Source organism: Mesorhizobium kowhaii (assembly GCF_042431665.1).
GTDB lineage: Bacteria > Pseudomonadota > Alphaproteobacteria > Rhizobiales > Rhizobiaceae > Mesorhizobium > Mesorhizobium kowhaii.
The window spans coordinates 59,585-82,400 of record NZ_JBHLYT010000020.1; the positions used below are offsets into that span (position 1 = coordinate 59,585).

The following is a 22,816-nucleotide window of genomic DNA, read 5'->3' on the forward strand; positions in this document are numbered from 1 at the left end:
GGGGATAAGAGAATCCGGCACCCAATTTGCGACTTGTATCGCAGCAGTCTTGGCAAATATTGCCGATCCTTATTACGATAGGACTTGTGATAGGAATTTTATTGTTCTGAGTGGACGGACATGTGCGAGGAGCAATGCGACAATGAAAAACGTTCAGTTGATCGATGGAGCCATCAATTCTGCGTACAATATTTATGCGGTGGCGGACGAGGATTTTGAATTGATATTTCCAAATGGCCAGGACATCGAGTTCATTGAAGATTTCGTCAAGCGCGTTGGACGTAAGAGAGCTGGGAAAATTGTAGAGTCCTTAAATAAAGACCTGCAGAAGAAAACTGTAGTTAATGGAATTCATGGAACGCTTTTCTATGAGTTAAAGTCACAGAAGAAGCATCTTTATACAAACAAAAGATTTTCAGATGACCCTTCATCGGCCTATTGATGGTATGGCAATGGTCAGAAATGGTGTGATAGATTTGCCAGCATTGTGGTCCATGTATAACGCATAAGGTAACATAGTGTAGAAATGGTCGTAAGTCTTTTTCACGCCTGACGACTATGTGATCTACATGAGGTTGCTGGTGAGTACTGTGGCAGCTGTGCCAACGTCGCCATCTGAGCGTGATGCTTGATGCCGAACCAATGGGTTTTTGCGCCGGTGTCGTCGGGACGCTGGCACTTTTCCGTCCGCGGCAATTGTGCTTTGGCAAGGATGTCACAGGGAGACACCGTCATGGCTGGAAGCGAGCGCGCAAAGATGGCGGCCGGCGAATGGTACACCTGCCTCGACGACGAACTGGAGGCATTGCGCGTCACGGCGCGCGACGCGGTGTTCGAGCACAATTCGCTGCCGCCACGGCAGCGTGGAAATCTCGGGCCGGGCTTGAAAGCACTGCTCGGCAGAGCGGGCGAGGGCGCCCGCATCGAGGCGCCGTTCCACTGCGCCTACGGCTTCAACATCTTTCTCGGCGACGGCGTCTTTCTCAATGCCGGCTGCACCATTCTCGACACGGCAAGCGTGCGCATCGGCAAGGGAACGCTGCTTGGCCCCAATGTGCAGATCTATTGCGCCGAGCATCACAAGGCCGCCGCCGGACGGCAAGCCGGACTTGAGATCGCCAGGCCGATCGAGATCGGCACCAACGCCTGGATAGGCGGCAGCGCGATCATCCTTGGTGGCGTCAGCATCGGCGAGGGCGCCATCGTCGGCGCCGGCGCAGTGGTGACCCGCGATGTGGCCGCGAATACCACGGTGGTCGGCAATCCGGCGCGGGCGGTCAAGCGGGATTGACGCTACGCGACGGGAAACTGGATCGTCGCTTCAAAGCCGTCCTGCCGGCCGGATGCCGGTGAGTTCAGAACCAACGTCGCATCGATCTGCTGCAGGATCCGGCTGACGATCGCCAACCCGAGGCCCGATCCTTCGACGCGCGTTGCGCCGCGTTCGAACCGTTTGATCAGGCTGCCTGGGGCCGGAACCACCGGACCGTGGTTGATCACGCTAAGTCGGGCGCCGTCGTCGATGCGCACGACAACCTCTCCGCCTTCGGTGCCATGTCGCAAGGCATTTTCGATGAGGTTGCGCAGGACGATGGCCAGCGCATCCGTGTCGATCGCGGCCAGCACCTTGCCGTTCGCCGGCGTTTCGAGGCGAAGGCGGCGTTTGTTTTCGCTGCGCTGCTCGAAGTCTTCCACCACCAGTGCCGCGATCGCGGCAAGGTCGGCGGGCTTGCCGGCGGCGGCCACTCCGGCGTCGGCGCGCGCCAGCTGCATCAACTTTTCGGACAGGCCGGCGAGATTGGACAGCGCTGCCTTGATCTGGCGTGGACGTTTTCTTGCCGCGTCGTCCGGGGCTTCCGCGATCAGGCGCTCCGTCTGTGCCAGTGCGCCGGCAATCGGCGTGCGCAATTCATGCGCGGCGTTCGCGGTGAATTCCTTTTCCGCGTCAAGGGCCATGTGCAGGCGCCGCATCAGGCTGTTGACCGACTTGGCAATGGCGGCGAGTTCGGAAGGCAGTCCCGCGGTGTCGATCGGAGCGAGGTTGTCGCCGTGACGGGCGCTGATCTCGCCGCGCAATGTCGCGATCGGCCTCAGGAAACGCGCCAGGGTCAACCACGCGACAAGTGCGCTCAACGGGATCAGGATGACCATCGGTATCAGGAAGCCGGTGGCGGCTTCGAAGGTTTCCTCATTGCGCCGTGCATCGAGCTCGGCGACCTGGATGAAAATCGTGCCGCCAACCGCAGGCTCGGTGTAGATGCGCCATCCGGCGGCCTCCGAAAAGCCCTGCGCGAGTTCAGCCGTGAGCGGCTTTGCGGGAGCATTGTAGGAGTGTATGAGAACACGGCCACTGCCGTCCCGCACCTGGAAGATGAGGCGACCGCCGTCATCGTCCGAAACGGCCTCTGCCAGCCTGCGGGGCGATTGCGAAACCTCGCGCCCGAAGAGATCGTCGATGACCAGCGGCAGCAGCCGGCGGGCCGCTTCCTGCATCGAATTGTCCATGGCTTCGTTGATTTCACGATGCAGGGTGATGCTTCCCGTGCCTGCGGCGACCAGGCCGAAGGCGACCGTGACCAGGATCAGCGAGGCAACGAGGCGACCGGCAAGGCTGTCGAGGAGCCTCATGGAAATGCCAGACGGTAGCCTAGCCCCCTTACGGTCGTGACGGCCTCGCGCCCGATCTTCTTGCGCAGGCGGCTGACATAGACTTCGACGGTGTTGCTTTCGATCTCCGCCCCGAAAGCATAGAGCGCATCCTCTATCTGGTTCTTGCCGACAGTCATGCCGGGCCGACGCAAAAACTGCTCCAGCACCGCCCATTCGCGGGACGTGAGCCTGGCCTCAGTGCCGTCCACGACAACGCGGCGGGCGGCCTGGTCGATCTCGACCGGCCCAAGTCGGATCAAAGGATTCGGGTTTCCCGCATAGCGGCGCGCAACCGCGGCGAGGCGCGCGGACAACTCGCCAAGATCGAACGGCTTGACCAGATAGTCGTCTGCCCCGGAATTCAGGCCCTCTATGCGGTCGGAAAGCTGGTCGCGTGCGGTCAGGATGATGACCGGCGTATCGGTGCCTTCACGGCGCAGCGTCTTCAGGAATTCGAACCCCTTGCCGTCCGGCAAATGGAGATCGAGCAGAACGAGTTCATAGGAGACGACATGAAGGTGATCGCCGGCATCGCCAAGCATCGTGCTCCAGTCCACGGCGTGGCCGTCGGCGGCGATATGATCGCGCACCGCTTCGCCCAGCACCGGGTCGTCTTCGATCAGCAGAACGCGCACCTTGCCTCCGGTTCAGCGACACGCCACCTCCATGCGGAACAAGGCTGACAGGAACCTGAACGAAAGCCAACTGCAGCTTTCAACAATACGATGCGCGTTCAGGCTGCTGTCAGGTTTCACGGTCAGGGTCCGCGACATCGGAATTGGCCGATGGAGAAACAAGATGAAGACCCTGATCCTGACCGCGCTGGTGATGGCTGTTGCCGGTCCAGCCGTCGCTGCCGACAAATGCGATGTGCCGACCAACCAGTGGCAGCCACGCGAGGCGCTGCAAAAGAAGCTTGAAAGCGAAGGCTGGAAGGTTCGCAGCATCAAGACCGAGAACGGCTGCTACGAAGCCAAGGCACTCGACGCCAACGGCAAGAAGCTGGAAGCCGTCTTCAATCCCAAGACGCTCGAGTCGGTCGGCGCCGATTCCGACGACGGTTGATTGCCATGAACGCCGCCGTTCGACACGAGAAGCCTCGGTCAAGTCGACACGAGAAACCTCGGTCAGGGTCTGGAGCCCCTACGTCCGCCTCTTTCACTGGTCGCTGGTCCTGTGCGTTGCGGTGGCGTGGTTTTCCTCGGGAGAAATCATGAAGGTGCATGAACTGGCCGGTTACAGTGCGGGGGTCTTGATAGCCTCACGGCTGATCGCCGGGCTGGCGGGATCGGGATACACGCGCTTTCGTCAGTTCGTGCGCGGGCCGCGCGCTGTGGGCTTGTATATGGCCGATGTGGCGCAGGGTCGCGAAAGGCGCCATCTCGGCCACAACCCCGCCGGCGGCGCCATGGTGCTAGCACTTCTGGCCTGCGTGGCGGGAATTGCGCTTACCGGCTGGATGCAGACCACCGACGCCTGGTGGGGTGTGACCTGGGTGGAGGACACGCACAAGATCCTGGGCAATGGAATTCTCGTGCTCGTCGGGCTTCATGTCGGCGGCGTGCTGCTGGCCAGCCTGCGCCATCATGAGAATCTGGTTCGCGCAATGCTCACCGGCCGCAAACGCGCGCCATCGTCGGAGGACGTCGCCTGACTGGTTGGGGTAAAGGCGCCGCAGCGATGCGGCGCCTTTTGGCCGTTCCTTCTCAGGACGACAGGACGTGCGCCATTGGTTCTTCCTGATTGAACCGCTTCGAGAATTCGCGCCTATATTGCACCGGTGACGTCTTGAGCCGTGCTGAAAAATGCTGGCGCAGCGATGTGGCGCTGCCGAAGCCGGCCTCGAAGGCCACCATGTCCATCGACTTCTCCGTTGCCTCCAGCAGCCGCTGCGCCAGTTCGATGCGATGGCTGGTCAGCCATTCGCCGAAACTCGTGCCGATCGATTTCTGAAAGCGGCGGGTGAAGGTGCGCCGGGTCAGGCCGGCGGCCTCGGCAACGCGGTCCAGGCTGTGCGTCGCGCCAAGCGTCGCGCGAACCGCGTCAAGCGCCTGGGTGAAGCGGTCGGCGTTCTCGCTTTTCGCCACCGGATGCTCGATGAATTGTGCCTGCCCGCCCTGGCGATGCGGCGAAAGGACGATCTGGCGGGCGAGCCGGAGTGCGGCTTCCGCGCCATAACGGGCGCGTACGATGTGGAGACAGCAGTCGAGGCCAGCCGCAACGCCGGCCGATGTCACGACATCGCCATTGTCGACATAGAGCACCGTGGCATCGACAGTGATGTCGGGATGGAGTTTTTGCAGCCGTTCGGAATAGGCCCAGTGCGTCGCGGCACGGCGCCCTGAAAGCAGCCCGGCTGCGGCAATGGCAAAGGTTCCCAGACACAGGCCGACAATCAATGCGCCATGCTGATGCGCTCTGCGCAGCGCCTCCATCAACACTGGCGCTGGCGCCTCGCCCAGATGATACCAGCTTGGGATGATGACGATGTCGGCGCCGTCGAGGCCCTCGAGCCCATGCGGCGCGGCAACGGTCAATCCGGCTTCGGTGTGGACCGGGCCGGCCTTGACCGCGCAAATGCGGAAGTCGAAGCGCGGCAGCCCAAGCGCCGTCCTGTCCTCGCCGAACACCAGGCATGGCACGGAGAGATGGAACGGGCTGATGCCGTCGAAGGCAAGGACGGCAATGATCGGGTCGGTCATGGTGCTTCCAGCAAGTGAAAGCGGATTGTCCCAATTCTTTCGAATGATGTCAATCGGGACACTTTCGACCGCTTGGCGACCCGCCTATTTTCGGCCCCATCGCATTCAAGCCGGAAAGGAAAACACCATGTCTGACCCAGCCAACACCACGCCGCGCCGCGCGCTCGTCGTCATCGACGTCCAGAATGATTATGATGGCGGCAATCTCGCCATCCAGCATCCGCCGTTCCGCGACAGCGTCGTCAATGTGGCACGCGCCATGGATGCGGCGGCGGCAGCCGGTATCAAGGTGGTGGTCGTCAAGCAGATGGCGCCCGAGACCTCGCCGATCTTCGCCAAGGGCAGCCATGGCGGTGAACTGCACCCCGAAATCGCCAGGCGCAGCCGCGACCACTACGTCGAAAAGAACCTGCCCTCCGCCTTCACCGGCACCGATCTGGAGGACTGGCTTCGCGCCAACGCCATCGATACGCTCACGGTGGTCGGCTACATGACGCACAATTGCGATCTGTCGACCATCATCCACGCCGTCCACATGGGCTTTGCGGTCGAGTTCCTGTCCGACGCGACCGGCTCCGTGCCTTACGCCAACAGCGCCGGCTACGCCTCGGCCGAGGAGATCCACCGCGTGGTGACGATCATCCTGCAGTCGCGCTTCGCGGCGGTGCTGAAGACCGCCGAATGGGTCGAATGCCTGAAGACCGGGACACTGCCGGAACGCGACACGATCTTCGGCTCCAATCAGCGGGCGCTGTCGCGCAACGCGGCATAGCAATATCCGGAAACAAAAAGGGCGCCGCATCGCTGCGGCACCCTTTTTGTTGTCGAGACGTTAGATATCAGAACAAGCCTTCGATCTGGCCCATCTCGTTAAGGAAGATCTTCTCCGAGGACGGCGCCTTGGGCAGGCCGGGCATGGTCATGACCTCGCCGCAGATGATGACGACGAAGCCCGCACCCGCCGACAGCCTGACCTCGCGCACCGGCACGGTGTGGCCGGTCGGCGCGCCGCGCAGGTTTGGATCGGTCGAGAAGGAATACTGCGTCTTGGCCATGCAGACCGGCAGGTGGCCGTAGCCGGCCTGCTCCCAGGCGTGCAACTGGTCGCGCACCGACTTGTCGGCGATCGCTTCCGAGCCGCGATAGATGCGCTGGACGATAGTGTTGATCTTCTCGAACAGCGGCATGGCGTCGGGGTAGAGCGGTGCGAACTGCGAGGCACCGGATTCAGCCAGCGCCACCACCTTGTTGGCGAGTTCCTCGATGCCGGCCGAGCCCTTGGCCCAGTGCTTGCACAGGATCGCCTCTTCGCCCATCGAGGCGACATAGTCCTTCATCGCCTGGATTTCGGCGTCGGTGTCGGAATAGAAGTGGTTGATGGCCACCACCGCCGGCACGCCGAACTGCCTGATGTTCTCGATGTGGCGGCCAAGGTTGGCGCAGCCCTTCTTCACTGCCTCGACGTTTTCCTTGCCGAGATCTTCCTTCTTGACGCCGCCGTTCATCTTCATGGCGCGCACAGTGGCGACGATGACCGCCGCCGCCGGCTTCAGGCCGGCCTTGCGGCACTTGATGTCGAAGAATTTTTCCGCGCCAAGGTCTGCGCCGAAGCCGGCTTCGGTGACGACATAGTCTGCCAGTTTCAGTGCCGTCGTGGTGGCGACCACCGAGTTGCAGCCATGCGCGATGTTGGCGAACGGGCCGCCATGCACGAAGGCCGGGTTGTTCTCCAGCGTCTGCACCAAATTCGGCTGCATGGCGTCCTTCAACAGCACGGCCATGGCGCCGTCGGCCTTGAGGTCGCGGGCATAAACCGCCGACTTGTCGCGGCGATAGGCGACGATGATGTCGCCGAGGCGCTTTTCAAGGTCCTTCAGATCGGTGGACAGGCACAGGATGGCCATGACTTCCGAGGCAACGGTGATATCGAAGCCGCCCTCGCGCGGAAAGCCGTTGGCGACGCCGCCGAGCGAACAGATCATCTCGCGCAGCGCCCGGTCGTTCATGTCCATGACGCGGCGCCAGACGACACGGCGGGTGTCGATGCCGAGCTCATTGCCCCAGTAGATGTGGTTGTCGATCAGTGCCGACAAAAGGTTGTGCGCCGTGGTGATGGCGTGGAAGTCGCCGGTGAAGTGGAGGTTCATGTCCTCCATTGGCACGACCTGTGCGTAGCCGCCGCCGGCGGCACCGCCCTTGACGCCGAAATTCGGGCCGAGCGAAGCCTCGCGGATGCAGACGATCGCCTTCTTCCCGATGCGGTTCAGGCCGTCGCCGAGGCCGACCGTGGTCGTCGTCTTGCCTTCGCCGGCGGGCGTTGGGTTGATGGCGGTGACGAGGATCAGCCTGCCGTCCTTGTTGCCCTTCACCGACTTGATGAACTCGGCGGAAATCTTGGCCTTGTCGTGGCCGTAAGGCAAAAGGTGTTCAGTCGGAATGCCGATTTTCTGGCCGATCTCCTGGATCTGCTTCTTTTTGGCGCCGCGCGCGATCTCGATGTCGGACTTCACTTCGGCCATGACGGCTTTCCTCTGATTGGACGGTGGAGGGGACGGGTTTGATCTCACTCGCAAGCAGGTTGGAACCGGGCGCGGGCATGTTCTAACCCTGTCGCAGCCGCGGCGTCAACTTGCATGCAACTATGTTTCCTATGAAGAAAATTCCTCTGCGGATCGGCCGACCTGTCATCGGTTCTTCCTGGCTCCGTTGCCGCGCCGTATAGAAGCCAGAGGACGCGGCGCTCCGCCGTCTCAAAACAGCCGCACAATGCACGGAATGCGACAGAAGCGACGGCGCAAATTCGCCATCGCTATGGCTGTGGCAGAGCAGCGTTACTGTGTCAGCACGTTGCTGATTTCGACCATGTTGGAGCGCACCCTGAGCACGTAAAAACCCATCGTCGTCAGATGCGTCGGCAGCAGCCAGCCATCCTCGCGGCCATTGGCGATGATGAAGGGCTGTATCTTCAGCGCCGAGACAAACTGCGCATCCATCGTGTCCCACAGGCTCTGCAGGTGCTTTTCCTTGATGACGTCCTCGAAGTCGGCCTGGGCGCCCTTCATCAGGCCGTAATAGGCGTAGAGCTGGCCATAGGCGAACCAGTAGCGATCGTCGGCGCGGAAATCGAACCAGCCATTGTTGTGGTTTTCGGCACGTTCCTTGAGGATGGCCGAGGTCGAGCCGATGTCCGAAGCGATGCGATCGATATATTGTTTCAGATTGTCGGCGCGGGCATCGAAGGTCGCCTGGCAGGTGGCGAGCCGGGCGTTGAAGGAGCGCAGCTTGCGCACCGCGTCGCGATAGTAGCTCGGTGTCGGCGTCTTCGGGCCGAACGGGCTCACGCCGAAATACCAGGTGTATTCGTCGAACTGCAGATTGCCGCGCGCGTCCTGCAGATCGGCATCGATCTGCGATGTGGTGCGGACACGGCCGAGGTTGTCGGCGAGTTCCGTCGCGGTGCGCCGCACCGCCTGGTTGATGCCGCGCTGGAACGAGGCCTGGTTGTCCATCCACGGCGTGTGGTCCCAATCGATGCCGAACAGGCCGAGCTTGTAGAGGATCATCGACGAGATCCAAGCATTCTGGTTGACGTTGAAGTCGGTCAGGTCGGCGGCGATCTGGGCAATACCGGAGTTGCCGCAGGTCTTGGCGGTATCCGTGCCAGCGCCGGCGGCAACCTGTTCGCCGGCGGACACGTTGCGCTTGTCGAAAGTGTAGGTGTCGGGATAGTTCGGGTTGAAATTGTTCCACCACTGGGTGGCGTAGAAGAAGTTGGCATAGAGGCCGATCAGCACCAGCAAGGCGACGCCGACCGCCGCCTTCAGGATCCAGCCGCGCTGCGTGTACCAGCGCCCGGCCCATAGGAACGGCCACAGGATGACACCGATCAAGAGGCCGATACCACGGCCGATCCACTGGAAAATCCGGGTGAAGAAGTTCACGATCGGATCGAGCATGGCGATGTCACCCCCTCAGCATAATGCCAAAAAGTTGCAGACTTTTTGGATTACATCATGCGCTAAAACAATAAGTTAGAACGAAATGACGGGTCATTTCGTTCTAATCAGTCAGGCCGTAGAGGCGTGTGCGAAACGCCACCTTGTCCTTCAAATATGTGGTTTTGAGAACGTCCACAACATGCGATCGCCAGGCGTCGCTGAAGCCGTCATAGTCCTTGTAGAAGCCCTGCTTGTTGAAGATGTAGCGCGAGACGAAGTCCGACGGCACGAAATCCGAGATCAGGCGGTTGGTCAGCCAGGCGTCGGGATGGTCGGGTTTGGCGCGGATCACCAGAAAACGCTGCGTTGGGAACACATCCTCGATCTTGAGGTGGCCGAGCTGGGCGATCTCGCGCTTGGCGGCGTTGAGGAAGGGAAAGTCGCCATCCCTGGTGATCAGGTCGGCATGGCTCTGGATCCAGGTCTGCAGCCAGACCTTGTCGACGTCGGTCAGGTTGCGGTCGGGCTCGGCGTCGCGGATCAGCGCGCGCACCACCATCTCGGCGCGATGCTCGAGATAGCCCGAGGCTTCGATCCAGGAAGCGCGCGGCAGCTCGATGCGGCCGGTGGTGGCGAGGAACTTGAACACCTTGTCGGCGTCGTTGATCGAGAGATAGCTGACCTGCCACGGCCGCGAGCGGCGGAAGCCGGGTGCGGCCGGATCGCTGATCACCGTCGTCATGTCCGGATCGACGAACACGTAGAGACCGCCGAAATGGCTGGTCCAATAGGCATTGTGGCGGAAGATCACCTGGTCGGGCACCAGTGCATTCTCGCGGATGTCGCCGCATATCTTGGCGAGTTCCACCATGCGGGTCAGCATGGCGTTGTCGCGCCAGGCGTCGGGCTCCTGCTTCAGCCGGTCGACGAGCTTGCCGAGTTCGGCGGCCTTGCCCAGCACGTCTTCGGCCGACAGCACCTTGAACTCGACCTGGCTGATCGACAGCAGGTCCTCGATGTCGTTGACCTTGGGAACGGAATCCTCGATCTCGCCGTAGATGACGTCCTTGATGGTCAGCGCGTCGATGGCTCGCTGGTTCTTGGACATGAACTCGAACATCAGCTGCGAGGTGTTGGAGAAGGCGGTGTGCACCACCGGCAGGTCGATCTGCGACGGCGTCAGGATGATAAAGCGGCGATTGACCTCGTTGGGGTCGAGGTAGTCATAGTCGCCGCATTCCTCGGCCACTTCGGGCGAGAATCCGGTGCGGTCGATCTGGAAGCTCTTCAGTTTCGTCGGCTTCAAGCCGAACGCGGCCAGCGCCTTGTTGTAGCGCTGGATCAGATGCGGCTCGTCGACCGTCAGCAGCCGGCCATAGATCAGCTCATTGTCGCGCAAAAGGTCGGGTTTCTTGGCGTGGGTCATTGCGTACCTTCACGCATTCCACAGCCCCTTTTTCTTCATCTCTTCCATCTCGCGCGCGGCCCGTTCGCGCAGGCGTGCGTCGCGCAGCAGTTTTTCGACGGCGGAATCGTCGGACTTGTCGGAATAGCGGAACTCGCTGTCGGCGTAGCGGTTGATCTCCTGCATGACCATGTCCATCGAGAAGGGTCCGCGCAGTTCCTCGATCATCGCTTTCTTCTCGTCATAGCCCTTGTGCATGAAAGCTTCCGGCTTCTCGAACCAGTCGTCGGGAAGCTCGATGTCCATGGCCCGCATCTTGATGGCGTCGGTGACGTTCTTGATGGCACGGCCGGTGAAGCGCGGCTCGGCATCCTTGATCAGGTGCAGATAGGTGCCGATATCGGCCATCGATTTCGGCGCGCCGTTCTCCTTCATGTAGCGCTCGTAGACCTTCATCAAGCCGTCTTCCTGCGGCTTCTCATGCTCCTCATAGGCCTCGGTCACGGCGCGCTGGATCTCCTGGGCGGCGTAGAGATCGTGGTCGCCGAGCGGGATCTTGTGGTTCTTGCCGGCAAGCAGCACGAAGATGTCGATGTAGTCGTCGCGCGTCTGCGGTCCGTCGACCAGCCAGCGCGCGCCGGCGCGCTGGCGCAGCGCGTCGTCGACATTTTCGGGGTAGTTGGAGAACATGCCGAACGAGCAGTTGCCGCGCACCACGGTGGCGGCACCGGCGAAGGCATCCATCAAAACGCCGGTGATCTCCTGCTGGCCGGCCGAGGCGCGGTCGTCGGAGCGGCGCGCCGCCACCTGGTCGATGTCGTCGATGGTGCCAAAGCCGATGACGCGCGGGTTCAAGACATTGTTGATGAACTGGCGGCAGTTCTGGCCTGATTTGCCCTGGTAAGAGGAGATCTGGTCGACGCCGAAATTCTCATAGGCGAAGGGGTAGCCGGCGACCTGGCAATAGCCGCTGACGAGGCCGGCGATCATCTGGATCAGCGTCGTCTTGCCGGTGCCGGGCGCGCCGTCGCCGATGAAGGTGAACAGGAAGCCGCCGAGCTCGACGAACGGGTTGAGCTCGCGCTCGAAATCGTAGGCCATCAGCATCCTGGCGAGCTTGACCGACTGGTACTTGGCAATGTGGTTGCCGACCACCTCTTCCGGTTTCTTGAAGGTCATCACCAGCGGCTTCGACCGCTTGCCCGGCGCGACGTCGAAACCATCGAGAGTGAAGTCATCGGCATCGATGCGGATATGGGCGTTCTCGAACGGGCCGATGCCGTCGAAGCGGCCCTTGCGCGCCAGAAGTCCGTCGATGGCAACGCGGGCGAAGGCGCGAGCCCTGGTCATCAGGTCGGCGTCGTCCGACGCGCCTGATATCGCCTTGTCGAGGCCGGCCAGGATCGACTTCACCGCATCCTGCGGCGTGTCGAACAGGAAGTCCGGCTCGGGAATGTCGTTGGGCGCTTCGCCGTCGCTGTCGATCAGCTGGAACAGATAGGAAGTGAGGCTGAAGGCCGAGATGTAGGCCGAGGCCGACAGAAGCTTCTTGAAAGTGGACGCCTCGTCGCCTTCGAGCGGGGCGCGGGTGTTCCTGGCCTGCAGGCCTTCGAGGTCCGAGCCTTCGGCAAAGACGTCCGATATGGCCAGCGCGATGGCCGTGCCGCGCCGGGCGCGAAACAACAGAGTGTGCTGTGGGATGGTCAGCAGCTGGTCGTCGGGGTGGACGGCGCCGACGGTCTTCGAGAGCTCGACCTCGCGCGTGCGCCGCACCGAGCCGACCGAGACGGTCGAGACGAAGCGCCGGTTGGTGCCGGCAAGCGCGGTGCCGGACTCGCGTGAGGGGTCTTCCAGCACGACGATGCGGGTGATGAAGCTCTGCGCGGTGGCGCGGTGCTTTTCGATCGATGCTTCCGGGATGGTGGTCAGGCCGGTATCCATGCTCAGCTCCTTATCGGGATTACTTTGCTGGCCTCGGCAGAAGCATCCTGCGCCTGGCGCGCGGCGCCGAGGTACATGTCCAGCGTCTGATCCAGCCTGTCGAAAAGCAACCTGTCAAAGGTAGCGTGACCCCCGCCGCGCTGGGCGATTTCAAGCGCGGCGATGTAGGCTGGGCGATCTTCGGGGCGGATCGCCACAGGCGGATAGCCCGCGCGCGCCAGCACAAGGTTCATCAGGAGACGTGCCGTGCGGCCATTGCCGTCGTTGAAGGGGTGAATGCCGACGAGCCGTCGATGGGCTTCGAAGGCGGTCTGCGGCGTTTGGCGTGCTGCGCCCAGCCAGTGGCAGAACGTTTCCATAAGCGCGGGTACTTCCGTCGGTGTTGGGAAATTGTGAACACCGACATCGGTGTTCACATAGCGGGCGCTGTCGGCATAACGACCGGCAATTTCGGGCTTGGAATTTGCTACAACCAGATGGTGCAGGTTACGGATATCCGCTTCAACTATCGGCGTATCGCTTTGGGAAGCGATTTCCAGTACCCAGTTCAACGCCCTTGCATGGTCGATGGCCTCAAGGTGGTCCTTAAGCGGCTTTCCACTGATCGTGATGCCTTTCTCCAGGACCAAGGCGGTTTCGCCCGCCGTCAGCGTATTGCCCTCGATCGCGTTTGACGTATAGGTTATGTCGATCCGCTGACTGTGCTCCAGGCCGTCCAAAGCGCCGGGTCGAACTCTCTTCCTTAAGGCGTCAAGCTGCCGCTTCTTGGCGAAAACTGTGCCTGCGGGCGTCATTGTTTACGCCTCGATTGGGCGTGACGTTGCCCGATGTGAGCGGAGCTCTCACACATCGCTGATCACCTGCCCATTCGACAGGATGTGGACCTTGTAGCCGGCAAAGATCTTCTGCGCCTCGCCGGCGGCGTAGAGTGCCTGGTAGGCCTCGTGCGGGATCAATGCATGGTTCTCGTAGCTCGAAACGCCCTGGCGCGCGGCTTCCAGATCGTCGGTGTTGATGAAGAATTCCTGCGTCGTCTTCTCACTTGAAAACAGCCCCTTGCGGCCGGGTTTCTCGGCCTTGGAATAGACCTCCTGGATGGTCCAGGTCAGCAGCCAGGCATTCTCCGGCTTGCGCACCTTGGCCAGCACCTCGGTCACCGTCGAATTGTTGTCGGTAATCCCTGCCGAGTAGAAGGGGCCGAGCACGACACGGCGCAGCTGCTTGGGGTGCAGCGGCTCGAAATCCTTGTCGAGGTTGACCGCGATGGTCGCCGGTGACAGCGTATAGGCCGAATTCTTCTCGGTGAAATCGTCGAAGCGGTGGGCAAGTTCAGGATTGAGCAGGCCGTCGACCGGCAGCGGAATGTCGATCGTCTCGTTCAGCTTGCCGTTTCTGTCGACAAGCTGGCTGATCATCGCTTCGGAAGAATCCTCCACCGTCACCATGTAGACCAGCGGCAGGTTGGCGCTGCCGTCGAACGTCGCCCAGTGGACGAGGTAATAGGGGCGCGCCGTCTTTGGATTGACCGAGACCTTGGCTGTCTGCGCCAGCGTGAACGGGCCGAACGTGTTCTCGCTTTTCACGTCCTCGAGATAGAGCCGTTCGGCCATCGACTTCTGCAGCGCCTCGGGGAATTCCTTGTGGCGCAGGATGAAGTCGGCCATTTCCTCGCGCAACTCGCCGGCCAGCGGAATGTTGGCAAGCCGCGCGTCGGCCTGGCGACGGTCGTTTTCCAGTTCGAGCAGGTTCTGGAACACCGGGAAGCCGCTTTCGGCGCGCGAAATGCGGAACGTGTCCATGAAACCCAGCCGGTTGCGCCAGCAGGCAAACGACTTGTCGAGCCGGGCGATGTATTCGGCGACGATCTTGGCGACGATGCCATGCCGGTAGAGCGGCGAGCGGTCGTCGCGCATGAACACTTCAAGGCCGCTCAATGCGGCCGTGATGGCGGAGAAATACCGTGCCGCCGCTTCGTTTTCGGGGGTCATGCCTGTGCGCTCGCGGGCAGTCCTGTCACCCCTACGACTGCACGTAGTTTGCCGCGTTGTGCTTCTTCAGCACCTCGTCGAAGCGGCGGGCAAAGGCATCGTCGGCCAGCTTTTTGCGGCGCTGGATGTCGGCGCTGGCGACCATGTTCTTCTCGTGCATTTCGAGCAGGTCGCCAATGTGCTTTTGCGAAGCTGCGCCGATCCCGGCCATGGTTTCCTCGGCGGTGTTGTCGACCTGGCTGCCCAGCGTGTTGATCTTGTGGGCGACGTCCTGCTGGGCGGCGGTCTTCAGCGAATCTTCCAGCGCCTTGTAGAGCACGATACGCTGTTCGGTATCGATGGTCAGCTTGTTGATCAGTGTCGACTGCGCGGCGATCTGGTTGTTGAGCGAATCGACGAAGGTCTGGAACATCGAGGTGTAGCGCTCGAGCGTCTGGCTCTCGGCCAGCAACTCCTGCTCCTTGGCCTGCTTTTCGTTGTATTCCGTCGCCAGCTTGGAGCGTTCGCCCTCGAGTTGCGTGCGGTCCTTCTGGCTGGTGGAAGCGGCGATCTTGTTTTCGATGTCGAGCAGCATCGGGTTGAGCTCCTCGATGCGCTTCTGCACGGCTTCGAGGTTGGACATGGTGGTCTTGCGGCGCTCGATGACCTGCGACAGGCTGGCCTCGGAGGTCTTGTAGCGCTGGTCGAGGACCTCTTTCTGCGCCTTCAGGATGCCGACAATGGTGTCGGACTTGGCCAGCAATTCCTGCAGGTTGCCGGCCAGCGACATGTTGCGGACGCGGTCGGTGCGCATGCGCTGCTTGCTCTGGCTGGAGAACATACCGACGAAGTTTTCCCAGCCGGTGTAGTTCTTCATGCTCTCGAACTCTGCGCCGAAGACGTTGGTGGCGTCCTCCAGACCGATGATCAGGTCGGCGATGTTGCCTTCCATCACCTTCTGCTGTTTCAGCACGTCCTCGATGCGGGCGTTCTCGATGTCGAAATTGGCGTCGCCGATCTTCTTGTCGGCGGTGGCGAGCGTATCAAGCACGGTGCCGGACTGCTCGATCTTGGTGCGCATGTCCTGCACGACCTGCTTGGTCTTGGCAATTTCGGCATCGAAATTCTGCAATGTCGCCATTGGGGCCTCCCGCTTCGGCATCACGTCGCTGGTCGCGAACAGCGGCGAATATATGTGGGGCATCCGGGGATTGAAAGACGCAAGACAAGACCCGCCCCGAAAACAAAAGAATTCGTCACGGTCTTGAAAGATAGTGAAGACGGGATCATGGCGTGATTAGCTTGCAGGCCAAGCGTAGTTCAACTGTCATTGAACTTCTGTGCCGGCAAGGCAGTCGATCCCCGCAGGCGCGGACGCCCCTGGAATTCCAGTTGCAGGCGTATCATATCCGGTGAAGCCGGCGTCGTCATGCGACGTACCCGGCGGTTGCTCAGGGCTTGGGATCGGCCTTCAGATAGGCAATGACATTGGCGATATCGTCGTCATTGGTCAGTCCCGCAAACATCATCTTGTTGCCGGGCACCTTGAGCCGAGGCGCCTTGAGATATTCGGCGAGGTTGGCTTCATCCCAGACCAGGCCGGCAGCACCGGCGCTCTTCATCGCCCCGGAGTAGTGACCAAGGAAGCTCTCGGCGCTACCAGCGGTGCGGCCGACGACGCCCATCAGATGCGGGCCGACCTTGTCGCGGTCGGTGGCGGCTTCATGGCAGGCGATGCACCGGTTGAAGACATGCTTGCCCAGCGCCGGGTCACCGCCGGCATGAGCGGCAAGCGAGGTGGCAAGGAGAAGAATGCTGGCAGACGAAGCGGCTCGAAACATGGCTGACCCCGGAGAGTTCTGGCTGACGGTCTTATAGGACCGAGGCCTTAACAAACGCTGCATCGTGGCGGGACTGGGAGGATGCCCGGCGGCTCTTGATGTCGAATGCCATGACAATGTTATCGCAAGTCGGGGGCACTGCAGTCAGGCCTGCTGTGCCAGGTCACGGCGCAGAAAATCGCTCAGCCGCTCGACCGCCGGTGTCGTCGATAGCGGGTTGCGCAGGATGCCGATTTCGAGATCCGGCAGCACGGGAAGCCCTTCATTGCCGCCGATGATGCGCAGTGACGGCGGCACGCTGCGCTGGGCGAGGCCGGCGACCGCAAGACCGGCCTGGACGACTGCGATCAGGCCAAGCAGGGAGGCGCTGGAATAGGTGCAGCGATAGGACCGGTCGGCATCGCCAAGCGCCTGCAGGACATTCATCCTGGCGGCGCAGCCGGGTTCGAACAAAGCGACGGGCAAGGGATCGTTCTCCCAGGCGACATGGTTGGGCGAGGCCACCCAGACGAAGCGCTCCAGCCGGATCACGTCGAGCGGCTGTTCCGGCAGTCGAGTGACGATTGCCAGGTCGAGCCGTCCCTCCGCCAACGTTTTCACCAGCGCGGTCGATTGTTCGCAGATCAGTTCCACCGTCACCAACGGGTGTTCCGCCGCGAAACGCGACAGCACGGGCGGCAAGAGGAAGGCAGCGTAGTCGTCCGGCACGCCGAGGCGCACGCTGCCGGTTTCCTTCGGCCGGGTGACGCTGGCCCATGCCTCATCCGACAATTTCAGCAGCCGGCGCGCATAGATCAGGAAATCCTCGCCGATCGCGTTAGGGGTGACGGTTCTGGGACCACGCACCAGAAGCTGGTTGCCGACCATCTCCTCCAGCCGCTGCATCTGCATGCTGACGGCGGACTGGCTGCGGCCGACCCGTGGTGCGGCATTGGAAAGACTGCCGCTCTCGACGACGGCGACGAAGGTTTTCAGCAGGTTGAGGTCGAGCGGAGTGGCCATGGTGCTATCAACATATCGAATAGCTAGTTACAAATCTATTCGCTTGTTTGAGAGCTTCCGAACTGGCCAGATGCTGCCGCACCATCTGGAAGAACGCCTCATGACAGATACATCGACCGCCCGTTTCCCGGCCGCGAGCCTCGCCCTGGCGATGGTGATTGCCGGCACGGTCGGCGCCTTCGTCACGGAATCGGGGCTTCATCCCGTCACCGTCGTCTTCTGGCGATGCGTGTTCGGCACGATATTCCTGGCCGCATGGTGCCTGCTGCGCGGCTATCTGCCGGACCGAACGCTGTCTCTGTCCCGGCTTGGCCTCGCTGCGCTTGCCGGCGTCTGCATGGTGCTGAGCTGGACGGCCTTCTTCGCCGGTTTCGCTATGACGTCGATCGGCACGACGACGATCGTCTACCATGTGCAGCCATTCTTCGTGGTGCTGATCGGCGTGGTCTTTCTCAAGGAGCGCATCTCGCTTGACCAGATTCTATGGATGCTTGGCGCATTTCTCGGCGTCGTGCTGGCCAGCGGCCTCGTTGTCGCGCACGGCCATGCCGACCCATACTGGGCCCTGGGTATTGCGCTGACCCTGGGTGCTGCCCTGCTCTATGCCGTTGCGACGATCCTTGCCAAGGGCCTTGGGCAACAGCGCCCGGAAATCACGGTGCTTTGCCAGACGGTGGTGGGTGTCGTCATGCTCGCTCCGTTCGCTGACATCGGCCAACATATTGCGCCTGCGTCATGGGGCTGGCTGCTCGGCATTGGCATCCTGCATACCGGCATTGCCTATGTGCTGATGAATTCGGCCTTTCCGCGCCTGACGACACCGGTGATCGGCGTCATCACCTTCATCTACCCTGTCGTCGCCATCATGGTCGACTGGGCGATCTATGGGCATCCGCTCCGACCGGCGCAGGCTGCCGGCATGGCGCTGATTGCGCTGGCGACGCTTGGTGTGCGGCTCGGCTGGCGGCTTCCGAGACGGCGTGTCTCGACTGTGTGAGCCCAAAGCAATTCCAGGAAAAGTGTGAAACGGTTTTCCGTCCGGAATTGCGTCAAAACAAAGAGAGAGATAGAGCGGTTCTGCGTTTCCGTGAAACGAAGAACCGCTCTGGTCAGGCCTGGGTGAAGCCGATGAAATCCTCGGGCGCGGCGCGGCCCATCTCTTCCTCCCAGTGGCGGCGGCAGAGCGAGACATAGACGTCCTTGCCGATCGCCACCTGCTCGCCCTGACGTGCCACCTTGCCGTCGGGGCCGAGGCGCACCACCATCGTCGCCTTGCGGCCGCAGCGGCAGATGGTGCGGACCTCGCGCAAATCGTCGGCGATCGCCAGCAGCGCGCGCGAGCCGGAAAACAGCTTGCCCTGGAAATCGGTGCGCAGGCCGTAGCACATGACCGGGATGTTCAGCCGGTCGGCGATGCGGGCGAGCTGCCAGACCTGCTCCTCCTCGAGGAACTGCGCCTCGTCGACGAAGACGCAATGCACGGTCGTATGCTCATGGTGATCGGCGACGCGGGCGAACAGATCGTCGCCGTCGCGGAACATCTCGGCTTCCGTCTCCAGGCCGATGCGCGACGAGATCAGGCCGCTGTCGCCCTTTTGGTAGTGGCCGGCGACGAACAGCATGGTGCGCATGCCGCGTTCGCGATAATTGTACGACGCCTGCAACAGCATCGTCGTCTTGCCGGCGTTCATCGTCGCATAGTGGAAGTAGAGCTTGGCCATGCCGCCCTTTTAAGCCGACTTATCCCGACGCGGGGAGGGGGCGCCGCCGCATTCCCCCAAGAAACGACCCCCGCCCCCAAAAAACGACGCCCGCGCAGTGCAAAAGCAGGAAGCGTGTCGCTGATTGGCCAGCCTGCGCCGTTGATCGTGATTGCCTTGATGCTTGAAACCACACCAGAATGGTGTTTGGCTGACGAAACAAGGCGGGCAGAGAAACCGTAACTTCGCTTCGCCAAAGAATTGCAATGGGAGAATATCTATGTCGCGCATGAATTCCTTCGTCGCCGGCCTCGGCCTGGCGGCTCTGCTGTCCACGAGCGCTGCCTTCGCCGGTGATCCGGCAAGCTGCAAGGCGGTGCGTCTTTCCGATGTCGGCTGGACCGACATCCAGGCGACGACCGGTGTCGCTTCCGTTCTGCTGACCGCGCTCGGCTACGAGCCGCAGACGATCCAGCTGTCGGTGCCGGTGACCATGGCGTCGCTGAAGAACAAGGATCTTGATGTCTTCCTCGGCAACTGGATGCCGTCGATGACCAACGACATCAAGGACTACACCGCCGACGGTTCGGTCGAGACCATCAGCGAAAACCTCAGTGGCGCCGGCTACGGTATCGTCGTGCCGACCTATGTGGCGGATGCCGGCGTCAAGACGCTGACCGACCTCGGCAAGTTCAAGGACAAGTTCGACGGCAAGATCTACGGCATCGAGGCCGGCAATGACGGTAACCGCATCATCCTCGACATGATCAAGAACCCGAAGGACAATCTCGAAGGCTTCGAGCTGGTCGAATCCTCGGAGGCCGGCATGCTCACCCAGGCCGAGCAGTCGATCAAGAACAATGAGTGGATCGCCTTCCTCGGCTGGACGCCGCATCCGGTGATGGGTGCCATGAAGATCACCTATCTCGATGGCATGGGCGACAGCGGCTTCGGCGCCGCCACCGTGCATACCAATGTGCGCAAGGGCTACACCACCGAGTGCCCGAATGCCGGCAAGTTCATCGCCAACCTGAAGTTCAACCTCGACATGGAAGGCGAGATGATGGACGCGATCCTCAAGGGCGGCGACGCCAACACGGTCGCGACCGACTGGCTGAAGAAGCATCCGGACGCGGTTGCTCCGTGGATTGCCGGCGTGACCACTTTCGATGGCGGCGACGCGGCTGCAGCCGTGAAGACTGCGCTCGGAAGCTGAGCCGGCCTTGCGTTCGGCGTGACCGATCAAGAAGGGCAGTCACTGTAGAAAGGGCTGCCCTTTTCCATATCCTGTGACAAGATGACCGTCCGGCAAGGACGGCGACTGCCAAAGAGGGGCAAGATGGATCCGATTTCAAAATTCTTTGTCAGTTATAAGATCCCCATAGGCGAGTGGGGCAAAGCGTTCTTCACCTTCCTCACCGACAATTTCAACACCTTCTTCCGCGGCCTCTCCGGCGGCCTGAATTTCCTGCTCGACGGAGTGGTCGACACGCTGCTGCTGGTACCGCCCGTCCTTCTCATCGCGCTGATTGCGCTGCTTGCCTATTATCTGCAGCGATCGAGAGGCCTGGCGGTGGCCGTCTTTCTCGGGTTGCTGTTCATCCTCAACCAGAACCTCTGGAAGCAGACGGTGGAGACGCTGGTGCTGGTGGTTGCCGCTGCCGCCGCCTCGATGGCCATCGGTGTGCCACTCGGTATCTGGGCCGCGCACAAGCCGAAGGTCTATCGCATCATGCTGCCGGTGCTCGACCTGATGCAGACGCTGCCGACCTTCGTATACCTGATCCCGGTGCTGACGCTGTTCGGCCTCGGCAATGCGCCCGGCCTCATCGTCACCATCATCTTCGTCATCCCGACCTCGGTTCGTCTCACGCATCTCGGCGTCGTCTCGGTGCCGAAGTCGATCGTCGAGGCAGGCGAGGCGTTCGGCGCCACCAAGAGCCAGTTGCTGTGGAAGGTGGAGCTGCCCTCGGCGCTGCCGACCATCATGGCGGGCTTGACACAGTCGATCATGCTGTCGCTGTCGATGGTGGTGTTTGCCGCACTGATCGGCGCCGGCGGCCTCGGCACCGAAATCAACCGGGCGCTGGGTTCGCGCAAGATCGACCTCGGGCTTGAAGCCGGCCTCGCCATCGTCGTGCTGGCCATCGTGCTAGACCGGATGACACGCATCGGCGTGGGAGGCAAGAAATGACCGTCGCCGTTGACTTCAGGAATGTCGACATCATGTTCGGCCAGGATCAGGCCGGCGCCCTGGCGATGGTCGACGCCGGCGCCACCCGCGCCGAAATCCTCGAAAAGACCGGCAATGTGCTGGGCTGCGCCGGCGCCAGCCTGACCGTGCATGAGGGCGAGATTTCCGTGCTGATGGGCCTGTCCGGCTCCGGCAAATCGACGCTGCTCAGGGCCGTCAACCGGCTGAACGTCGTTTCGCGCGGCCAGGTGCTGGTCAAAGACGGCGACGGAACGGTCGACGTCGTCACCTGCGATGAGGTGACGCTGAGAAGGCTGCGGCAGAAGCAGGTCGCCATGGTGTTCCAGCAATTCGGCCTGCTGCCATGGCGCACGGTGGAGGAAAATGTCGGCCTCGGCCTCGAACTTGCCGGCGTGCCGGAGGCAGAGCGCAAGGAGCGCGTGCAGCGCCAGCTCAAGCTGGTCAATCTCGACCAGTGGTCGAAGAAATACGCGCATGAGCTGTCGGGCGGCATGCAGCAGCGCGTCGGCCTGGCGCGCGCCTTTGCCACCGAGGCGCCGATCCTGTTGATGGACGAGCCGTTCTCGGCGCTCGACCCGCTGATCCGCACCAAGCTGCAGGACGAATTGCTGCAGCTGCAGGCCGAATTGAAGAAGACCATCATCTTCGTCAGCCATGACCTCGAGGAGGCGCTCAAGATCGGCACCCATATCACCATCATGGAAGGCGGCCGCATCGTGCAGACCGGCGCGCCGGAGGACATCGTGCTGCGCCCGGCCAATGACTATGTCCGCGACTTCATCGCCAATGTGAACCCGTTGTCGGTGCTGACCGCCTGGAACGTGATGCGCGACCGTCGCGATCTGGAGCACGGCGACAATGGCTGGGTATGGCTCGACCGGCGCAAGACGACGCGCTTCAAGATCGACGAGCATGGGCTGGTGGCAGCGGCCGAACGCGACGGCAAGCCGGCGGTCTGGGTGTCGTGCGCCGATGTCGAGGGCCAGCCGGAGGAGGTGGCGCAGGTGTTCTGGGCCAATCCCGGCACCTCGCTGAAGACCGTGATGCTGGCCATGCACCGTTCGCAGACCGCACCGGTGGCGCTGTTCGACGACCAGTCGCGCTTTGTCGGCGCCATCGGCATCCGCGACGTGCTGAGCGCGGTGCTGCGGCGTTAGCTGAGCGCGATCTCGCGGCAATAGAGCCGCGAGAAATCCAGGACCGTCGGCTATCAGGGAAAAAGCGCCTTGGAACGGATTTGGAGTTGGCTGTCTAAACCGCGGACCGCGCAAACGGCAGTCGGGGTTCTGCTTGTGATTGCGATGCGATCGATCCTGGAGTTTTTCAGGATCGGCGGTGCGACCGGCACGCAATTAAGATGCTATGGGGCTGGCGGCGAAGGTGGCACTTTCGGCGCTTCCAACCAACCCGATGGAGAGCCCCATGCCGCAATCAAACGATCTGAGCCGGTCCGTCG

General features: G+C 61.9%; 23 protein-coding genes. 10 read left to right on the top strand and 13 right to left on the bottom strand.

All coding sequences use genetic code 11. The features are described 5' to 3' along the window. Nucleotides 1-142: 142 nt before the first annotated feature. Both ACFFNA_RS15150 and ACFFNA_RS15155 read left to right on the top strand, forming a co-directional pair. Nucleotides 143-442 (top strand): DUF8220 family protein, encoded by a 300-nt coding sequence (locus ACFFNA_RS15150; protein WP_378919427.1) that lies wholly within the window; start codon nt 143-145, stop codon nt 440-442. A gap of 291 nt (nt 443-733) precedes the next feature. Further along, nucleotides 734-1,291: a sugar O-acetyltransferase gene (locus ACFFNA_RS15155; protein WP_378919429.1), complete on the top strand. Its 558-nt coding sequence runs from the start codon at nt 734-736 to the stop codon at nt 1,289-1,291. Nucleotides 1,292-1,293: 2 nt separating this feature from the next. Here ACFFNA_RS15155 and ACFFNA_RS15160 read toward each other — a convergent pair whose 3' ends face one another. Both ACFFNA_RS15160 and ACFFNA_RS15165 read right to left on the bottom strand, forming a co-directional pair. Beyond that, nucleotides 1,294-2,628 carry an ATP-binding protein gene (locus ACFFNA_RS15160; protein WP_378919431.1) on the bottom strand — a complete coding sequence of 445 codons (1,335 nt, stop codon included), beginning with the start codon at nt 2,626-2,628 and terminating at the stop codon, nt 1,294-1,296. Next, nucleotides 2,625-3,284 carry a response regulator gene (locus ACFFNA_RS15165; protein ID WP_378919433.1) on the bottom strand — a complete coding sequence of 220 codons (660 nt, stop codon included), beginning with the start codon at nt 3,282-3,284 and terminating at the stop codon, nt 2,625-2,627. Before ACFFNA_RS15165 ends, ACFFNA_RS15160 begins: the two co-directional genes overlap by 4 nt. Nucleotides 3,285-3,447: 163 nt before the next feature. Here ACFFNA_RS15165 and ACFFNA_RS15170 point away from each other — a divergent pair, with 163 nt between their 5' ends. After that, complete coding sequence (locus ACFFNA_RS15170) at nt 3,448-3,714, top strand: PepSY domain-containing protein (RefSeq protein ID WP_378919435.1); 267 nt, start codon at nt 3,448-3,450, stop codon at nt 3,712-3,714. Then, nucleotides 3,698-4,303, top strand: coding sequence for a cytochrome b/b6 domain-containing protein (locus ACFFNA_RS15175; RefSeq protein ID WP_378919459.1), 606 nt, complete (start codon nt 3,698-3,700; stop codon nt 4,301-4,303). The genes ACFFNA_RS15170 and ACFFNA_RS15175 overlap by 17 nt, the downstream gene beginning before the upstream one ends. Nucleotides 4,304-4,355: 52 nt before the next feature. Here the strand turns inward: ACFFNA_RS15175 and ACFFNA_RS15180 are convergent, their stop codons facing one another. Next, nucleotides 4,356-5,351, bottom strand: a complete 996-nt coding sequence (locus ACFFNA_RS15180) for a GlxA family transcriptional regulator (protein WP_378919437.1) — start codon at nt 5,349-5,351, stop codon at nt 4,356-4,358. Nucleotides 5,352-5,478: 127 nt separating this feature from the next. Here ACFFNA_RS15180 and ACFFNA_RS15185 point away from each other — a divergent pair, with 127 nt between their 5' ends. Then, nucleotides 5,479-6,123 carry a cysteine hydrolase family protein gene (locus tag ACFFNA_RS15185; RefSeq protein WP_378919439.1) on the top strand — a complete coding sequence of 215 codons (645 nt, stop codon included), beginning with the start codon at nt 5,479-5,481 and terminating at the stop codon, nt 6,121-6,123. A gap of 67 nt (nt 6,124-6,190) precedes the next feature. On the opposite strand, the gene ACFFNA_RS15190 is transcribed toward ACFFNA_RS15185, so the two are convergent. From ACFFNA_RS15190 to ACFFNA_RS15230, 9 genes are all read right to left on the bottom strand, one after another. Beyond that, nucleotides 6,191-7,870: a formate--tetrahydrofolate ligase gene (locus tag ACFFNA_RS15190; RefSeq protein WP_111542831.1), complete on the bottom strand. Its 1,680-nt coding sequence runs from the start codon at nt 7,868-7,870 to the stop codon at nt 6,191-6,193. Nucleotides 7,871-8,182: 312 nt separating this feature from the next. Then, on the bottom strand, nt 8,183-9,307 hold the full coding sequence (locus ACFFNA_RS15195; RefSeq protein WP_111542832.1) for a DUF2333 family protein: 1,125 nt from the start codon (nt 9,305-9,307) through the stop codon (nt 8,183-8,185). A 103-nt stretch (nt 9,308-9,410) separates the two neighbouring features. Continuing rightward, a complete protein-coding gene (locus ACFFNA_RS15200) occupies nt 9,411-10,715 on the bottom strand; it encodes a DUF6638 family protein (protein ID WP_111542833.1) in 1,305 nt (434 codons plus the stop codon). Between the two features lie 9 nt (nt 10,716-10,724). After that, complete coding sequence (locus tag ACFFNA_RS15205) at nt 10,725-12,635, bottom strand: AAA family ATPase (protein WP_378919442.1); 1,911 nt, start codon at nt 12,633-12,635, stop codon at nt 10,725-10,727. Nucleotides 12,636-12,637: 2 nt separating this feature from the next. Further along, a complete protein-coding gene (locus tag ACFFNA_RS15210; protein WP_378919444.1) occupies nt 12,638-13,429 on the bottom strand; it encodes a Fic family protein in 792 nt (263 codons plus the stop codon). Between the two features lie 48 nt (nt 13,430-13,477). Then, a complete protein-coding gene (locus ACFFNA_RS15215; protein WP_378919446.1) occupies nt 13,478-14,623 on the bottom strand; it encodes a hypothetical protein in 1,146 nt (381 codons plus the stop codon). A 31-nt stretch (nt 14,624-14,654) separates the two neighbouring features. Then, nucleotides 14,655-15,743, bottom strand: coding sequence for a hypothetical protein (locus ACFFNA_RS15220; protein ID WP_111543712.1), 1,089 nt, complete (start codon nt 15,741-15,743; stop codon nt 14,655-14,657). A 310-nt stretch (nt 15,744-16,053) separates the two neighbouring features. Continuing rightward, the gene (locus tag ACFFNA_RS15225) at nt 16,054-16,443 is read right to left on the bottom strand and encodes a c-type cytochrome (RefSeq protein WP_111542837.1); all 390 of its coding nucleotides are present in this window, start codon (nt 16,441-16,443) and stop codon (nt 16,054-16,056) included. A 144-nt stretch (nt 16,444-16,587) separates the two neighbouring features. Then, complete coding sequence (locus ACFFNA_RS15230) at nt 16,588-17,445, bottom strand: LysR substrate-binding domain-containing protein (RefSeq protein ID WP_111542838.1); 858 nt, start codon at nt 17,443-17,445, stop codon at nt 16,588-16,590. Nucleotides 17,446-17,545: 100 nt separating this feature from the next. Between ACFFNA_RS15230 and ACFFNA_RS15235 the strand changes: the two genes are divergently transcribed. After that, nucleotides 17,546-18,442 carry a DMT family transporter gene (locus ACFFNA_RS15235; RefSeq protein WP_111543713.1) on the top strand — a complete coding sequence of 299 codons (897 nt, stop codon included), beginning with the start codon at nt 17,546-17,548 and terminating at the stop codon, nt 18,440-18,442. Nucleotides 18,443-18,554: 112 nt separating this feature from the next. Here ACFFNA_RS15235 and ACFFNA_RS15240 read toward each other — a convergent pair whose 3' ends face one another. Continuing rightward, entirely contained in the window at nt 18,555-19,166 is a 612-nt protein-coding gene (locus ACFFNA_RS15240) for a thymidine kinase (RefSeq protein WP_111542839.1), read from the bottom strand. A gap of 259 nt (nt 19,167-19,425) precedes the next feature. Here ACFFNA_RS15240 and ACFFNA_RS15245 point away from each other — a divergent pair, with 259 nt between their 5' ends. The 4 genes from ACFFNA_RS15245 to ACFFNA_RS15260 all read left to right on the top strand — a co-directional run. Then, nucleotides 19,426-20,361, top strand: a complete 936-nt coding sequence (locus ACFFNA_RS15245; RefSeq protein ID WP_111542840.1) for a choline ABC transporter substrate-binding protein — start codon at nt 19,426-19,428, stop codon at nt 20,359-20,361. 123 nt (nt 20,362-20,484) lie between these two features. After that, nucleotides 20,485-21,339 (top strand): choline ABC transporter permease subunit, encoded by an 855-nt coding sequence (choW, locus tag ACFFNA_RS15250; RefSeq protein WP_111543714.1) that lies wholly within the window; start codon nt 20,485-20,487, stop codon nt 21,337-21,339. Beyond that, the gene (gene choV, locus ACFFNA_RS15255; RefSeq protein WP_378919450.1) at nt 21,336-22,517 is read left to right on the top strand and encodes a choline ABC transporter ATP-binding protein; all 1,182 of its coding nucleotides are present in this window, start codon (nt 21,336-21,338) and stop codon (nt 22,515-22,517) included. Before choW ends, choV begins: the two co-directional genes overlap by 4 nt. Before the next feature lie 69 nt (nt 22,518-22,586). Further along, the coding region (locus ACFFNA_RS15260; protein WP_378919452.1) for a hypothetical protein at nt 22,587-22,816 on the top strand (230 nt) is incomplete at its 3' end.

Excerpts from the sequence above, each read along its gene's own strand:
- ACFFNA_RS15220 (WP_111543712.1), bottom strand. The coding sequence starts at position 15,743 with ATGGCGACATTGCAGAATTTCGATGCCGAAATTGCCAAGACCAAGCAG.
- ACFFNA_RS15190 (WP_111542831.1), bottom strand. The coding sequence starts at position 7,870 with ATGGCCGAAGTGAAGTCCGACATCGAGATCGCGCGCGGCGCCAAAAAG.
- choW (WP_111543714.1), top strand. The coding sequence starts at position 20,485 with ATGGATCCGATTTCAAAATTCTTTGTCAGTTATAAGATCCCCATAGGC.
- ACFFNA_RS15180 (WP_378919437.1), bottom strand. The coding sequence starts at position 5,351 with ATGACCGACCCGATCATTGCCGTCCTTGCCTTCGACGGCATCAGCCCG.
- ACFFNA_RS15205 (WP_378919442.1), bottom strand. The coding sequence starts at position 12,635 with ATGGATACCGGCCTGACCACCATCCCGGAAGCATCGATCGAAAAGCAC.
- ACFFNA_RS15200 (WP_111542833.1), bottom strand. The coding sequence starts at position 10,715 with ATGACCCACGCCAAGAAACCCGACCTTTTGCGCGACAATGAGCTGATC.
- ACFFNA_RS15230 (WP_111542838.1), bottom strand. The coding sequence starts at position 17,445 with ATGGCCACTCCGCTCGACCTCAACCTGCTGAAAACCTTCGTCGCCGTC.
- ACFFNA_RS15160 (WP_378919431.1), bottom strand. The coding sequence starts at position 2,628 with ATGAGGCTCCTCGACAGCCTTGCCGGTCGCCTCGTTGCCTCGCTGATC.
- ACFFNA_RS15240 (WP_111542839.1), bottom strand. The coding sequence starts at position 19,166 with ATGGCCAAGCTCTACTTCCACTATGCGACGATGAACGCCGGCAAGACG.
- ACFFNA_RS15245 (WP_111542840.1), top strand. The coding sequence starts at position 19,426 with ATGTCGCGCATGAATTCCTTCGTCGCCGGCCTCGGCCTGGCGGCTCTG.
- ACFFNA_RS15235 (WP_111543713.1), top strand. The coding sequence starts at position 17,546 with ATGACAGATACATCGACCGCCCGTTTCCCGGCCGCGAGCCTCGCCCTG.
- choV (WP_378919450.1), top strand. The coding sequence starts at position 21,336 with ATGACCGTCGCCGTTGACTTCAGGAATGTCGACATCATGTTCGGCCAG.
- ACFFNA_RS15195 (WP_111542832.1), bottom strand. The coding sequence starts at position 9,307 with ATGCTCGATCCGATCGTGAACTTCTTCACCCGGATTTTCCAGTGGATC.
- ACFFNA_RS15215 (WP_378919446.1), bottom strand. The coding sequence starts at position 14,623 with ATGACCCCCGAAAACGAAGCGGCGGCACGGTATTTCTCCGCCATCACG.
- ACFFNA_RS15155 (WP_378919429.1), top strand. The coding sequence starts at position 734 with ATGGCTGGAAGCGAGCGCGCAAAGATGGCGGCCGGCGAATGGTACACC.
- ACFFNA_RS15210 (WP_378919444.1), bottom strand. The coding sequence starts at position 13,429 with ATGACGCCCGCAGGCACAGTTTTCGCCAAGAAGCGGCAGCTTGACGCC.
- ACFFNA_RS15225 (WP_111542837.1), bottom strand. The coding sequence starts at position 16,443 with ATGTTTCGAGCCGCTTCGTCTGCCAGCATTCTTCTCCTTGCCACCTCG.
- ACFFNA_RS15150 (WP_378919427.1), top strand. The coding sequence starts at position 143 with ATGAAAAACGTTCAGTTGATCGATGGAGCCATCAATTCTGCGTACAAT.
- ACFFNA_RS15185 (WP_378919439.1), top strand. The coding sequence starts at position 5,479 with ATGTCTGACCCAGCCAACACCACGCCGCGCCGCGCGCTCGTCGTCATC.
- ACFFNA_RS15170 (WP_378919435.1), top strand. The coding sequence starts at position 3,448 with ATGAAGACCCTGATCCTGACCGCGCTGGTGATGGCTGTTGCCGGTCCA.